Raw genomic sequence first — 15,623 nt, forward strand, 5'->3', positions numbered from 1 at the left:
AATAGACAAATTAAAACAGACCTATTATAAAGATCTGTTTTAATTAGATTTTGTATATTCTATTTTAACTCAATAATCTTAATGTGTCTTGAGTGAATATATTAGTTACACCAACAATTAAACCATAGATTATGAATCCTAGTATAACTAAACCAGCAACAACAACTGTTAAAATTCCTACAAAACTCAAAACTCTTTTTCCAACTTTTTTTGTTTTTTGTTGATCATTTATAATACTGTAATTTTTATAATCCATAGTTTATCCTTTTGTTGCATTTCCTTGTCTAGAAATAGCAGCCATAATTCTCTTTCTTAAAACAAAGTACACAATCATCATAGGCAAAATAGCTAAAATTGTAGCAGCCATTCTTACCGATAAAATTATTTGTGCTTCGCCACCATCTACTTCAACTCTACCGGTTGTAAATAATCATAAGTTAATTGGTGCATAATAACCAGCAGTTTTACCAGGTGCTGCATCTCACAATAATGCAGGTCATGTATATGAATTCCATGAAGCAAGAGCGGTCAAAATAATAACTGTTCATGTTGTGGCTTTAACCATAGGTAAAGCTACATTAAAGAAGTACTTAATTCCACTTGCCCCGTCAAGCATTGATGATTCCTTAACTGAATTTGGAATAGCTTCAAAAGCGTTTTTATACATATATGCATTAAAAATTGATGTAGCAAATGGGACAACCATTGAAATAATAATTAATGGATTTTTAGTACCGATTCAACCGGCTTTAGAAACTAACGTATATTGTAAAGACAATAAAGTAATTTCAGGAATAACTAACAATGATAATAGCATTCCGAAAAATGCATTTTTTCCTCTTCAATTTCTAAGAGATAATGCATAACCAAGTGTAGTTGCAAAGAATAATCTGACAACAACAGATAAAGCTGTAAATCCAGCTGTGAATACTAGTGCTTGTAGATAACCTTCCTGTAGTGATTGTAGGAAATTACTAAAGTAAAAACTAGTTCCCAAATTGCCGCCAAACTCTTTACCATTTGACAAGAATTTTTCATAATCAAATGGTCATCAAGCAATCTTTGAACCTGGTTGGCCATAAAATCTTGGGTCAACAAGCGATTGCTCAATCATAAAGTAAAACGGAAGAACAACTAAGAAACTAAAGAATGTTAATATAGTAATTTTAAATGATCAAGAGAATATTTTGCCTCATACATTTGTTGTTGAATAAGGCTTGGACATTAATTCTTGTTTAGATTTTAAAGCTGATTTTTCTCTTTTGTATCTCAGCTTTAAGCTTGTTGATAACATTTCTTTCTCCCAATTTAGTTTTTAGTTTAAAAATTGATGATACTGATTTCTTCAATGTAAATGAAACTAAGGTACCTAGTATAAATAAGAACACTGAAGCAGCAGCGGTTCTTCCGAATTCTCCAGATTTTGTTGCTTGAAAAATGTAAAGCAATAACGTACTACCATTTTCTGTAATAGAAGCTGAGGCATCGTTATTATATAAGGCCAACGGAAAGACCTTAATACCATTAATAATTCCTATCGTAAATAAGAATGAAATTGTTTTTTGAATTGAAGGTAGGGTAATTTTAAAGAATTGAGACCCACTACTTGCGCCATCAATTGCTGACGATTTATATAAGTCAGGATTAACTGATAACATTGATGTGGTTAGAATTAACACTTGAAAGGCTAATCCTCCTCAAATCCCACGGATCAAGATCACTATAAAGGGATTTCATCTATTACCTGAACCATACAACAGCGGAAAGATAGCACCTTCACTTGTTTTACCAAAAATAGCTGAGAATGTTAGCGAAACAGCTACAGCACCAGTCATGTATGGTAAGAAGAAAACAGTTTGTCAAAAACTACGTGCATATCTTCTAATTACTGTTGTAATAGCAGAACTTATTAATATTGATATTGAAAGCCCTATTGGTAGAGCTACAACGGCATATAGCAATGAATTAACAACTGCTACATCAAATTTAGGATCATTAAAAACCCCTGCTTTTCCTTTTGTTTGATAATAATTTGCTATTGATCATCCGAATCCTCTAAATGATGTTGGGGCACGGAATGATACAATAATAACAAGAATAAATGGAATAATAATCATAAACGCCAAGGCAATTAAGGAAGGCAACATCAATAAAAATGGTTTTCAAAATGGTGTTTTAGTATTTAATATACTTAGAGCTTCCCCTGTCTTTTTGATACGATATTTTTTTCAAAAGTAAGTGTTCATTAAACTCTTTCCTTTGTATCAACATCAAACAAATGGTACAATTCTTTTCTTTTAATACTTAATCTAACGTTTTCACCAATTTCATATTTTGTTTTAGCTGAAAGGAAAACATTAGCAATCTTATCAATTGATTTTATATAAATTTGGGCTTGGATTTCTTTTCCTAGATATTCAACTAATTTAATATCACCAGTAATAATTCCGTTTTCGTCTTCAACCAACGATTCACCGCGAAATCCTAAGTCAATAGTTGCTTTTTTGTAATTTTCAGGGGCTTTAATTAATTTTTGTCCTTCGTAATATACATATCCATCTTTAATTGGTGTTTCAAAAATAGTCATTTCAGGAACACCAAGGAATTTAGCAACAAATTCATTTTTAGGCGTTAAATAAAGTTCCATTGGAGCGCCAATTTGTTGAACTTTGGCAGTAGACATGCAAATAATTTTGTCACTAATAGACATAGCTTCTTCTTGATCGTGGGTAACAAAGACTGTTGTAATTCCAAGTTCTTGTTGAATAGAACGTATCCATTTTCTTGTAGAAACACGTAGCTTAGCATCAAGGTTTGATAAAGGTTCATCCAATAGAAGAATCTTTGGTTTCTTAACAATAGCTCTAGCAATAGCAACACGTTGTTGTTGCCCACCTGATAACTGCGTTGGTCTCTTACGTAAATTTTTAGTAATTTCAACTCTTTGAGCAACATCTAAAACATCTCTAATAATTGCTTCTTCTATTGTTAAAACATCTTTGCCTAAAATTCTAATTTCTTTTTGTAAATCGTCTGGCAATAAAGCAATTAATTCATTTAATGACTTCTTTAAATTTCTTGTTTTTATATTATTGCTTTCTAAAATTGGAATAATTAAAGAACGAATAGCTTCTTTGTATACTGTTTCCGTCTCAATCTTCGTATGTTTTAAACGTTCCTTAATTTGCTTAATTTGCATTCCGATAGGATCGATCTTTTGAACAACAATTTTTTCTCTCAAAATTTGTTTTGCTTCATTGACCTTTTGAGTATATTCAAGTCTGCTTTCATTATATCTTTTAACATACTCATTTTTAAGATTCTTAATTTTTTCTTTAAGATGTTGTTTAATTTCTTTTCTTTTGTTAGAAAATTCAACTATAATACTCTTTTGCTTTTCAAATAAGTCGCCACACCCTGACTTATCTCTAACCATCATAATTTCAATTTGTTCTTTAATTTCACTTATTCTTGCAGCGCGTTCAATTTCTAAGTCATTAAGTAACTTATTTGTTTCTTCCCTAACATCTTTAATATCTTTTAAAACTTTTTTAGTTAGATTAGATAAGATAGCTGTTTTTTTAGTAACAATGAAATTATAGTTATTTACTTCATTATCAATAATATTGTTATATTGTGTTTTTAACTCAGTTAAATAATTTCTTGTTTCGCGCGGATTATCAATAGTGTGGTATAGTTTTGTTCTTGTTTCAGAAATAAGTTCTTCAGAAACACCATAGAACTTAAATATTAGTTCAAATATTTTTTGTTGAGCTAATTTTGATTTTTCAATAATTTCTTCTTTTCAGTGTTTATCATTCAATAGTGGAAATGCTATGTTATCATAAACAGTCATATGAGGGTATAAAGCGTAATTTTGGAACACTAACCCCAATTCTCTTTGTTGAGGTGAAAACTTTGTAACATCTACACCAGAGAAAAATAACTTTCCACTTGTAGGACGCAATAATCCAGAAATGGCATTCAGAGTAGTAGTTTTACCTGAACCTGAAGGGCCTAGTAATGTAACTAACTCTCCTTTTTCAATCGCAAAAGAAGCATTATCAACAGCTAGTGATTCACCAAAGTCAATGACTAAATCCTTGACTTCGATCGCAGGAACTAATTTTTTAGCCTGATAACGTTCTTGAGAAAAACCGTGAATATGGCTTTGCGTTATTTTTTTATTTTCCTTTTTCATTTATTTTACTTCTTTCTTTGATTGTTTAGTTCCTAAAAATTCAAAAATATTATTTTGTGGATTAACAAATTTTTGTTTATTTTTTTTCTCAATATTAAATGGATACATAAATTGATATGCATCATTAATCAAATCAGAGCCATGAGCTTGATATTCTTTTGACAAATCAACTGGCAATTTAAATTTAAGGTTAAGGTCTTGACCGCCAACAGAAATATTAACACCTTCTTTAGCATAAAATCCTTTATTGTTGAAATATCCGTCATTAAAAGCCCTTGCAGCATAAGGTAATAAATAAGACAATACTGCGCTCTTTTCGGTTTTTTCATAATCATTAACAAATGTTTTAAAATCTAAAGCGTCAATTCTTGGTAATGTCCAACCATTAGCCAACATTTCAATACTAAAGTTTTTTTCAAATGAATCGCCAAAGAATACATATGCAACGTATCTACTATATGAATTATTAGACCAATTATCAGATACTAGTCTTACATTTTTACCTTGAAGAATATTCTCAACATAAGCACTATCAAGATTTGATAATTTTCTTTCACGCTCTGTTGTACCCTTAGTATTTTGCTCTAAAGTATCAATTAATGGAATTCTAATCTTAATTTTTTGTCCATTCTCAAAGGTTGTTTTTGAGGTCAGATTTTTTTTGATTGTAACTTCGATAGTATCACCATCAAATACTTGAGTTACTTGCCCCTCAACAGCCCCAAAGTTTTCTCATAATGATAAAGCGATTTTTTTAGTTGTCCCTTTTTCCACATCATCAATAATTTCAGTTTCAATAACATTATCTAATGTTTTTCCAACACTGTGATAATTGCTAGGTTCAAATAAAAAAGTAGCATTTAATTTTAAATTATCATAGTATTCTTTTGTTTTTTCATTTTGACAAGAAACGGACAATAGTGGAAAGGTAAAAATTGGTGCTAATAAAAATAATTTTATTTTTTTCATTTCTTCCCTTTTGTTAAAAAAACACAAAAATTTTGTATTTTTTTATTTTGATATTATGCAAATAATTTAAGAATTTCATTAATAAAATCTTCGAATTTAACTGGTTTTTTATTTAAAACCTTGTTAACAATAGCTCTACCAGCGGAACCAATTGATTCTCTTAGTTTATCAGAAGATGTTGAATAAACGTCTTCTGCTGGTTGGTATTCATTGCTGTTTGTTTGGATTTTTTTGAAGTTTTCAAATGCAATTTTTGATGCTTTATTTAAACCTCTAATTTTTTTTACATCTTGATTAATGTAATCTGCAGTTGGCGAAATATAGCTACTAAAGTAATTAAATGCTTCAATTGGCTTAACATCTTTGTATTCAGTAGGTTTGCCTTTATTTGTAAAACTTATTGATGTTAATTTTGTATTAAACAATCATTGCACAAATAATTGGGTTGCATTATCTTCTTTTTCATTAGCATGAATCAAAACAAGTGAAGGTCCTTGAATAAATACTGATTTTTTATCTTTAGAAGCATCTTTAACCAATGGAGTACTAATTCAATCAGCATCTTTAAAATTCAATAATTTATCAGCGCTCAATTCTAATTGTGAAATTAAAGTTTTATCAACTAATACATATGAACTTCCATCATTAACAAATGTTGTACCTAATGGAACTACTTTCTTTATTTCTTCAGCACTAAGTGCAATTTTTAGTGTACTTGATAAAACTAGGTTATTGTTTTCAACGCTTCCGGCTAATAAGCGATAATTATTATTTTTCTTAAATTCATCAGCTAATTTTATCCCGACTTCATCAGATACTAATTGTTTATCATATTGGCTAACAGTAGTACCTTGTGATAATTTATTTGCATAGATACTATTTATATGTTTTCCTGATTTGAATTTTAATACAACATCATTGCCATCTTTATCGCCTTTATTTACAAGTTCATATAATTTTTCAACTTTATTTTTTTGATCCTTAATATAATTTATTGTTTCTGTATCACCACTTATATATGTATGTGAGTATCCGGCTGTTGAACCAATGCTTATTGCCATATTATGTTTAGTTAATAAGCTTGAACCAAAAGATCCACCACCGCCAATTCAAACTGCTCCAGATTTAATGCCATCAAAAATAGTTTTTGTTATTTTTTTAAATAATTCATTTTGGAATGTACCATTTTGTTTAAATGATTCATAATCATACCCACCAGTAAGATCATGACCTGATGAAGGATTAATATATTGTGCACTTGCATTGCCTTTAGTGATAGCAACATTCATAACATTAACAGCTGATGCTAATGAGTCAATGCCTAAAATAGGTTTATTTAAATCACTTGGATATAATTTTTTGGCAGCAATAGCAAAATTAATTAACTTATCATATTCTTGAAAAATTGAGTCATCTAGTGTTAAATTTAGTTCTAAGATACTTTTTTTAGCAGCTTCCATATCAGTAGCTTTGCTCTTTGCTCACTCAGCGTCTACATATTTAGCATCACTCTGCGATGTCTTTCCATAATAATCAATATATTCTTTAACTTTTGTAGTTGAAGCATCTTCGCCCATTTTTACACCAGCTTCTTTTAATTCTTTTAATAATTTACCTAAAAGAACTTTATTAACTGATTGCATTTCAGAAGATCTTGAAAATGGAACTACTCATTTTTCTTTTGATTCTAGATTACCGCCAATTTCATCATTAACATGCTTAAATGCTTCGGCAATATTCAAATTTTCATAAACATCATTTGGTAAAGCCAAATTCATGTCCAACTTTGCCAATATAGATGCAGCAGTTGGGTAGTTAATCATTATATTTCAAAATTCTTTTGTTTCTTTTGCACTTAATTTAGTTTCTAAGGCATTTGTTGAATAACCATTTGGTGTAAAAACGATTTCAACAGGTAAATAACCTTTTTCAGTCTTTTTAGCTTGTTCTTCAGCTGAACCAGATTTTAATCATTTGTTAAATTCACTAACAATGGTTTTTAATCCAATACCTTGAACATTATTTTCAGAAAAACCAGTAGCAATTTTTAATTTGCCATCATAAACTTGGTCATATCTAGCACTAGAATGTGAAGGACCACATGATGCCAAAAACATAGGGACTGCAAAAAGTGATAAACCACTTAATGAGAATAAAATTTTATTACTTCTTTTCATTATTTATCCTTTCATTTTTTTACTTAAAAACAAAAAACAATAACGATCAGAAAACTAATCGTTATTGTTCAGTTGTGAAATGTGAGTTTTGATTTGTGTAATTCACAATATAAATTTTACTACTTTTTAAATTTTATTAATTTAATAAAAGCGACGGATTTTTATCAATTCATTCGATTTTAGACCTAAAAATAGCATTTAAATTGCTAAGAAACTTATGCAAATTAATTTTAAAATATATTATATTTTCTAGGTTTTAGCTAGTTTAACATTTTTTGAACTATATTTCTTTACAAATGTTCTTAATTTTATTAACGAATGATTTAATGATGATCTTGACTTATAAATTTTTTTATTAGCCAATAGTTCCACCAGGTTAGATAGACTACTATCAAGATTATTTTTTTTAATTTTAAAAAAAGCTAATTCCTGCTTAGTAAAAAGGAATGTTAGGTTATTTTTTTGCACAAAATCATAGTTTTCTAAAAACTGGATATTAGCATTAGCAATTCGTTGTTGATTATATATATCAAAGTTTGTAATGCGATTTATATTATTAAAATAATCTCGTTCAATTTTATATTCTTCAAGTTGATAATATGAATTAACCGTTTCAATGGCTTTTAAAAAATCACAAATATGTTCAATTTTTTTTAAATAAATTAAAAATTTATTTTCTCTTTTTAATAATTTAAATTCAAGATTATATTTATTTAGTATAGTCAAACATTGTAAAGCGTTATCAAAATTATAAAACTTCAATTCAAGATGATTTGAAGAACTCTCAAAATTTGAGACTGAGCCCGATGCCAAAAAGATGCCAGAAAAATATTCACGTTCATATTTTAATTTTCCGTTATAAAAATCTGCAATTTCAATAACAAATTCATTTTTTCTCTCTAAAAAATAAGGAATTGATTGTTCTACTAAAAGCTGCTTAATAAATTCAAATATTATTTTATTATTAATGATTAATTTAAAAGCATTTTCTTCTATTTTTGACGTAGCAAAAACACCACTTAACAAGTTTAATTTATCTTGTTTTTTTAATGGTCTATTTATAATTTCTTCTTTGATTGTTTGAGTAAACGTTTTATTTCCCATAAGTTTATTTTAGTTATATTATATTAACACATTTTTAAATAAATAAAATATGTCCTTTATTGTGGAACATATTTTATTTAAAATTATTTTATTTCTTTTAATTGTGGAAATAAGAGAATATCTCTAATTGAATCATTTTGAGTTAGAAGCATTACCAAACGGTCGATCCCAATTCCGCAGCCACCTGTTGGCGGAAGACCATATTCTAAAGCGTTAACAAAATCTCAATCAATTTCGTTTGCTTCTTCATTACCGTTTTCTCTTTCTTCAAGTTGGGACTCAAATCTTTCTAGCTGATCGATAGGATCTGAAAGCTCAGTAAACATATTAGCAAATTCTTTGGTTCCAATAAATAATTCTGCTCTTTGTGTAAAACGGTCATCATCTAATTCTTTAAATGCTAAGGGGCTAATCTCAATGGGATGACCATAAACAAATGTAGGTTGTATTAATGTTTCTTCGATATATTTCTCAAATAGTTCATTAATAACGTGACCTAACTTATAATATTTTTGCGTCTTGATTCCATGTTGTTTAGCTAATTCAAGGGCCTGAGCATCACTTAAATTGCGGACATTAATTCCTATTTTTTGTGAAACGGCATCAACCATATTAATCTTTGCAAAAGGGTATTTAAATTCTATTTCATAGCCGTTAAATTTAACATTTTTAATATTTAACTTTGTGGTTAAGTGTTTAAATACGCCTTCCGTTCTTTCCATCATTCCTCACATATCTGAATATGCTTCATAAAATTCAATTGAGGTAAATTCAGGATTGTGTGTACTATCAACCCCTTCGTTACGGAAAATACGTCCAATTTCATAAACTCTTTCCAGACCACCAACAATACATTTTTTTAATGGCAATTCTGTGGCTATTCTTAAATAGAATTCACGGTTTAAAGCATTATAAAATGTTTTAAAAGGTCTAGCTGCAGCTCCACCCAATATTGGTTGCAATACAGGAGTGTCAACTTCGAGATAATCTAAATTATCAAAAAATTCACGTACACCTTTAATAATTTTGGTTCTTAAGATAAAAGTATTTTTTGATTCTTCATTAACTATTGTATCAACATAACGATGTCTACGTCTTTCTTCTGCATCAACTAAACCATGGTATTTATCAGGTAATGGCTTTAATGACTTTGTTAATAAAACAAGTTTTGAGGCCTTGATCATTAATGCTTCAGTATGGGTTTTAGAGATAAATCCCTCAACACTAATAATGTCACCTAGATCTAATTGTTTTAAAACTTCTTGAGAAAATTCATCTAATATTTTTTTATCAATATAAATTTGCATTTTACCATTGCGGTCCTGTAATACTAAAAAAGGACCACGTTGAGCGACAACCCTACCATTAAAAACAACAAATTTATTTTCAGCATCAATTGCTTCTCTTGTTTTACTTTCATACAATTTCATTATTTCTTGCGATGAAATTGTTGGTCTAATAGTTGAATTAAATGCTCTAATATTTTTTTGCGCTAAGATTGAAATTTTGTTTCTTCTTATTTGTTCTTGTTCTGAATATTTTCTTTCCATAAATTTATATAATCTTTCAAAATAATATCCTAATCGTAATAAGGAATGATGTGAATATGTGTTCTAAAAATTGCTTGTCCAGCAGCTTCATTATTATTTATAACTAATTTGAAACCAGAAGCATTAAGCTTATCTGTTTGTAATAAAGCTAATTTTCTAGCTTTTTTAACCAATTTAACCAAGTCTTCCTCTTCGATATCATATAAGTTTTGTGAAAACTCTTTTGGTACAACCAAGAAATGGCCTTTTTCTACTGGATCAATATCTAGAAAAGCAATAACATCAGCATCCTCATAAATAATTGTTGCGGGTATTTCTCTATCAATAATTCTCTGGAATGTATCTTTTTCCATAATTTTCTTTTTTTTAAATTAATCCTTCCACTTTAAATAATTCTAAAACAATCGGGTTTAGCTCTGTTAACTTAAATCCTAGATTGTCTATTATGTATTTATTAGCCTCTCTAAACAAAGTGTTTCCTTTTGAGACAACAATATAGTTAGCAATAATACTTTGTTGCGTTGCATCATTTCATGGGGTATTTTCAAAAGTAAAAATTTTCTTATCAACAATTTCATTTTTTAGATTTTTTACTTTTTTAGATAAATATAATGGTGCTAATTTAATTACATATGAAGCATCAATTTTTTTATCATTAATAACATCGATAAATGTTGGATACTTATCTAGGTTATAATCATTTGCATTAGTTTGGTCTATAAATTTCTTATCCTTATATTCTAATTCAGCACTAAAATCATAATAATGTCTCGATCCAAGTTCCTTAATACTTAATCTCATTGGTGCTCTTAGAATTTGACCACTAAAAGTTATCGAGTCTTTTAATTCAAACATAAGGGTATATTTTTTGTTTTCTAAAGTTATTTCTTTAGTAAATACTTTTTCATTATCATTTTGTCTTGTAAGGCCTTCGAATTCAATATCCTTAGCATTAAATACTTTTAAATTTTCTTCCTTATCTTGTTTAGATTGAAGCGATGCTGTGGCCTTAATTTTTGGTAACTTCTTTTCTTGAGCAAGAATTTTTGCTAATTTAAAATAGTCCTGGTCTAATACTTTTTTAGTTTTTGGATCTACAAAACCAAAAACAGGTGAAGTAAATTTTTTGGCTGTGTAAAATGAGTTTGATAAATCGCCTGTTGTTTCTGAATTAGCAACAATTCCGTTAAATGCTCTTAATGTTTTAAGTTCAAATCCTTCTGAAGCACCAGTTTTTAAAATATATTCGGGATGTTTGGCAACCGGATTGTAATCATACTGTTGAGTTTTTTTAGGATTATATGATGCTAGATTGTTAAAATCGTTAAAGGTTGAAATATTTGCCTTACCAATTCTTAAATTCATATCTTTTGTATCAGTAAATGATCATCTTTGGATAAGGGGGTTTTCAAGAAGATACTTAATTAAATAAAGATTATTACTTGAAAAATCAAGGGCATCATAAATATCTTTTTTTAACAATGTAGTTGAATCTTTCTTTATTTCCTCTTCGAGACTTACTTGATATTTATCTAGGCCATTTTGATTAACGGATAGTTTTTTAAACTCATCTCTTGATTTTAATAGATAAATTTTAGAAACTAGCATTTTTTCTAACTCTAATCTAAGATTTTCCTGCAAGAACTTAGAATTCTTCATTAAAAATATAAATTCATCTTCGCTAGGAATATTTTCAGGGGCTGGATTATAGGCGCTAGTATCAATATTTAATCGAATAAAATCATGTTTTAGATTTCAAAACTTTTGAGCATCAGTATTTAGTGAAACAGAAGCATAATATTTAAATAAGTCATATAAATCTTTATGAAGCTGATTATTTTTATTTTCAATCGCAAAAGCAATTTTGTCTTTTTGATTAATATTTTTTAAATCATTAACATAAAATTTTTCAAGATATGTATCAACAACTGATAAAATCATTTGATTCTTTGATGTTTGCTGTTTTAAAAAACCTGATTGATAACCCGGGGTTTCAGCATTATTTTGTGATTTATTATTTGCACATGATACTAGTAATGGAACACCAGAAAATATTAGAGGTGATAAACTAAGCAATACTTTTGAAAGTTTTTTCATTTTTTTCCTTTCCTTATAAAAATTTTTCTATTCTAAAACATATTTAACTATGATGTCAAATAAATAAGAAATAATATCTTTATTATCATGTGGTTTAATTATAAATTTATTTGTATTTGTATCATATTCGAAGTCAGCTACAAGATTATCATTAATTTGTTTCTTAATAAAATCTTTTATTTGACCATATTTTTTATTTACAATAGTTGCCTTATTTGTTTGCTCTAGTGTTGAAATATAGTTTAAAGCTCCTTTAATATCTGCATCATCAAAGTTTTTTTCTTTATCCGAATCAATAGGAGTAAATTTTTGTTGTTTTAAATATTTTTTGAATGTATCTTGTGAAAGAAGATCGTTGATTTGATATGTAGTATCTAATATATTCGCAAAAATAGTATTTAAATTAAATAATTCACTAGTAAATGTATTTTTGTAATTTGCTTTTGATTTAATTGCTAAATCTTTAACAATTAATTTTTGAACGGCTTCCACTGTATCAAACTTGTGTAAATTTTGAATTAATATACCTTTTGGAGATACTGAAACAAAATTTTCACCAACCTTGTAAATAGCGTTAATTTTATTGTCCTTATTACCTTCAACAAATACATCTTTAAATGCATTACCAAATAATTTGTTAAATTCCTTATCTTCAAGGTTATTAATTATTTTTTCAACCTCGTTATTATACTTAGCATATTCTTCAACATAATCAGCTTTTTTTTCTTTTGAAGCAGGATCTGCATTCAATGCATTCTCAAGTTTTGACTTAAATTCTGTTTCAAGATTACTATAACCACTAAGCGATTTTAAAACCTCAATTAGCTTTTTCTTTAAATCCTTAAACAAATCATTCTTTTCAGTATATTTATAAATACCTTTATCAGTTTGTGCGTCACCTAGTAAAATTGATAGTAGCCCAAAGTATGAAGATGGTTCACTTGAAGAAATTGCTTGTTTTAAATTAACAAAACCCTTTGATCCAAATTTTGAAGCATTTGCCTTATCGGCTGATAAATATTCAATTAATGTCTGGTCATTTTTTGCATGTCTTTCATCATCTGAAGTAATGTTATCATTTTTTATTAATGTGCTAAATCCTCTAAAATCATTTAATGCATCAATTGCAAGTTTTAATTTATTGTGCGTATTATCTTGCGGATATGCTGAAAACTTAAGAAGATTAATTATTTCAGCCTTTGTTACAACCCATGGTTTTTCAGCACCAGTTGTATCTTGATGAGCAGATAATGAAAATTCTGATAAAATGGCTTGTTTTCTGTCGATTCATGGCTTGATAAATCTTTCAGGATTTCTAAATTCCTTAACAAATGATGTTGTAACAAACATCGGAATTTTGATTGAAGCTTGTGAATTTGTTTGTGACTCAATCGAATCCTCTGCTGGCAATACATAATTTTTGTTTTCATGAGCAAAAGGCAAAAATATTTTTTGGCCTTTTTTAGCTATTTCAACTTTTTTGCCATTGTATTCATAAAAAACATCTTTATTGGCTAGGATACCATTTTTTAATTCATTATATGTTCAATCAGTATTAACTTCGGTTTTATATCTACGATAAGCATTTTTGTTGATTTCTAAATTAACTCGGTATTCCAAAGCTTGTTTCTCATTTTTTGATGATCCTCATGATGGCTTCGAAATCTCTTCTAAGAATTTTTCTTCTCATTTTTGTTCAAGGCCGTATTGCTTTTGATACTGTCTTTTTAAATCATCAATTTCTTTTTGCACTTTTTCTTTAATTTTATCAATCGAATCTAGGGCAAAAGATTTTTCATCTGTTTTTGCTTTGTCGGCATTATAAACTGCTTGATATCATAAAGAAGCCTCATACTCTTTCTCATAAAGATATTTGGCAATGTTTTTTTCAATAGAATCAAAAATATTTTTGTTTTTATTTGTTAGAGTAGGATTTTTGTCTAGCTCGCCATACGTTAAAGTTTTAATAGAACCATCTGGTTGAATGATTTTAATAATTGAGCTTTTTTCATCCAATATCGGAGTTGGAGCAGGTAGGGCCTTCGAAGCTTGAACAAGTGGAATAGAAATACCAGCTGCTAAAACAGCTGAAATGGCGGTTGCTCAAAAAGTTCCTCAAATGACCTTTTTTCTCTTAGCTTTTTGTTCAGTGGTTATTTGTTTTTTAAATTTTTCTGACATATTTGCCTTTCATTCTGAATATAGTAATGTACAAATAAAAATATTCATATTTAATTAATTAAATAAGATAACAAAATTTTACCACTTTTTACATATATTTTGCTAACAACAAAACCAAGTTAACACAGGCAGCTTAAGCAATATTTAGTAGAGAATTAGCAAATTAAATAAATTAAGGTAAAAATAAATTTAAATTATAATTTTAAAATATGACTAAAATTTTTAACCATAAACTTGACATCTTGAAAGAATTTATTAATATTTGTAGTAAGCATGAGCTCTGATATAGTCTTGATTTTAATAGTCTTTTAGCAGTGGTTAATAACCTGAAATATTGAAATGAAACTGATCATTATGAAGTAATGATGACTTTTGAATCATATGAAAAACTAAGACAATTATATCCACACAAGGTAATTGATTCGGTCAAACACTCTGACTATTATTCGTTACAAAATAAATTTGTTGAAGATAGTAAAAATATATACAATGATTGCCCTTTTGTTGATATTAATTTAATCATTCCCACAACAATTAAGAAAATAAAAAAGATGTATAAATTTTCTAATAAAAGTAAAAGCTTTATACAATATTATGCCACTATGAATTATTCAAATATTCCTAAAATTAAAAACAAAATTATTATTTCTAAATTCCTAAAGGCTTTAAAAAAATCGATAAACTATAAGGATTTAGTAAATGATCTAAACGATGATATGTATGAAGGTTTTGTTATAACATCACCAATAATTAATCATTTTTTTCTAACAAAATGATTAACAAATACTAACTATAATATTCGTATTTTTGAAAAAGATGGGCTAAAACTTCATGTTATAAGTGAATATCAAAATTATTTAAGAAACATCTTTGGAAGTGATTGAAAAAACATTAAAGAAATTGCAGTTCCATATCACTTTGGCTCATGTATCGACATTATAAAAAGTGTTTCTAACAACGATGATAAATAATTAAGATTTTCTTAAATTAAAATAAAAAACCAGTTTATTACTGGCTTTTTTTCTTCAACTAATTACGCTCTTTTTTCAGCTATTCTTCTTTTTTGGTTTGAGTAGCAACTTTTATTCTAGCAATACCAAATACAATTGCTGAAACAATTATTAATATTAGCGTAATACATATGAATACAAGTAATACTATTTTCGTCAATGTGAATGCAGAGATAAATAAAGCGATCCATATTGGTAAACACGATGATAACATGCAATATGAGGATACTATGTAAGATTTTTTAATTTTCTTTGATAGCAAAAATGCTGATAGAGTAATAATAGCAGTTGATAGTATTAATCCAAATATAATAAATAATATAGTTATAATCAT

Annotated in this window: 13 protein-coding genes; 1 reads left to right on the forward strand and 12 read right to left on the reverse strand. The window is 28.0% G+C overall.

Annotated features, from left to right (window positions below):
* Nucleotides 1-64: 64 nt before the first annotated feature.
* The 11 genes from ACWXVJ_RS02000 to ACWXVJ_RS02050 form a co-directional block, all read right to left on the reverse strand.
* Nucleotides 65-256 (reverse strand): hypothetical protein, encoded by a 192-nt coding sequence (locus tag ACWXVJ_RS02000; protein WP_438340334.1) that lies wholly within the window; start codon nucleotides 254-256, stop codon nucleotides 65-67.
* 3 nt (nucleotides 257-259) lie between these two features.
* The gene (locus tag ACWXVJ_RS02005; RefSeq protein WP_455966356.1) at nucleotides 260-1,294 is read right to left on the reverse strand and encodes a carbohydrate ABC transporter permease; all 1,035 of its coding nucleotides are present in this window, start codon (nucleotides 1,292-1,294) and stop codon (nucleotides 260-262) included.
* Nucleotides 1,236-2,246 (reverse strand): carbohydrate ABC transporter permease, encoded by a 1,011-nt coding sequence (locus tag ACWXVJ_RS02010; protein WP_438340336.1) that lies wholly within the window; start codon nucleotides 2,244-2,246, stop codon nucleotides 1,236-1,238. Before ACWXVJ_RS02010 ends, ACWXVJ_RS02005 begins: the two co-directional genes overlap by 59 nt.
* Complete coding sequence (locus ACWXVJ_RS02015) at nucleotides 2,246-4,201, reverse strand: ATP-binding cassette domain-containing protein (RefSeq protein ID WP_455966358.1); 1,956 nt, start codon at nucleotides 4,199-4,201, stop codon at nucleotides 2,246-2,248. The genes ACWXVJ_RS02010 and ACWXVJ_RS02015 overlap by 1 nt, the downstream gene beginning before the upstream one ends.
* Nucleotides 4,202-5,170, reverse strand: coding sequence for a thermonuclease family protein (locus ACWXVJ_RS02020; RefSeq protein ID WP_455966360.1), 969 nt, complete (start codon nucleotides 5,168-5,170; stop codon nucleotides 4,202-4,204). It lies immediately after the preceding gene.
* A 53-nt stretch (nucleotides 5,171-5,223) separates the two neighbouring features.
* Entirely contained in the window at nucleotides 5,224-7,347 is a 2,124-nt protein-coding gene (locus ACWXVJ_RS02025) for a P68 family surface lipoprotein (RefSeq protein ID WP_455966362.1), read from the reverse strand.
* A gap of 249 nt (nucleotides 7,348-7,596) precedes the next feature.
* Nucleotides 7,597-8,451 (reverse strand): DNA-binding protein WhiA, encoded by an 855-nt coding sequence (gene whiA, locus ACWXVJ_RS02030; protein WP_438340340.1) that lies wholly within the window; start codon nucleotides 8,449-8,451, stop codon nucleotides 7,597-7,599.
* Nucleotides 8,452-8,534: 83 nt separating this feature from the next.
* Nucleotides 8,535-10,001 (reverse strand): lysine--tRNA ligase, encoded by a 1,467-nt coding sequence (gene lysS, locus ACWXVJ_RS02035; protein WP_438340341.1) that lies wholly within the window; start codon nucleotides 9,999-10,001, stop codon nucleotides 8,535-8,537.
* A 29-nt stretch (nucleotides 10,002-10,030) separates the two neighbouring features.
* The gene (gene hinT, locus ACWXVJ_RS02040) at nucleotides 10,031-10,354 is read right to left on the reverse strand and encodes a histidine triad protein HinT (RefSeq protein ID WP_438340342.1); all 324 of its coding nucleotides are present in this window, start codon (nucleotides 10,352-10,354) and stop codon (nucleotides 10,031-10,033) included.
* Between the two features lie 13 nt (nucleotides 10,355-10,367).
* On the reverse strand, nucleotides 10,368-12,098 hold the full coding sequence (locus ACWXVJ_RS02045; protein WP_455966364.1) for a HinT-interacting membrane complex lipoprotein P60: 1,731 nt from the start codon (nucleotides 12,096-12,098) through the stop codon (nucleotides 10,368-10,370).
* Nucleotides 12,099-12,125: 27 nt separating this feature from the next.
* Nucleotides 12,126-14,279 carry a HinT-interacting membrane complex protein P80 gene (locus ACWXVJ_RS02050; RefSeq protein ID WP_455966366.1) on the reverse strand — a complete coding sequence of 718 codons (2,154 nt, stop codon included), beginning with the start codon at nucleotides 14,277-14,279 and terminating at the stop codon, nucleotides 12,126-12,128.
* A gap of 209 nt (nucleotides 14,280-14,488) precedes the next feature.
* On the opposite strand from ACWXVJ_RS02050, the gene ACWXVJ_RS02055 reads away from it, so the two are divergent.
* Complete coding sequence (locus tag ACWXVJ_RS02055) at nucleotides 14,489-15,250, forward strand: hypothetical protein (protein ID WP_455966368.1); 762 nt, start codon at nucleotides 14,489-14,491, stop codon at nucleotides 15,248-15,250.
* 79 nt (nucleotides 15,251-15,329) lie between these two features.
* On the opposite strand, the gene ACWXVJ_RS02060 is transcribed toward ACWXVJ_RS02055, so the two are convergent.
* Nucleotides 15,330-15,623 (reverse strand): hypothetical protein, encoded by a 294-nt coding sequence (locus tag ACWXVJ_RS02060; protein WP_455966370.1) that lies wholly within the window; start codon nucleotides 15,621-15,623, stop codon nucleotides 15,330-15,332.

The sequence above is a fragment of the Mycoplasma sp. 773 genome, assembly GCF_053851515.1.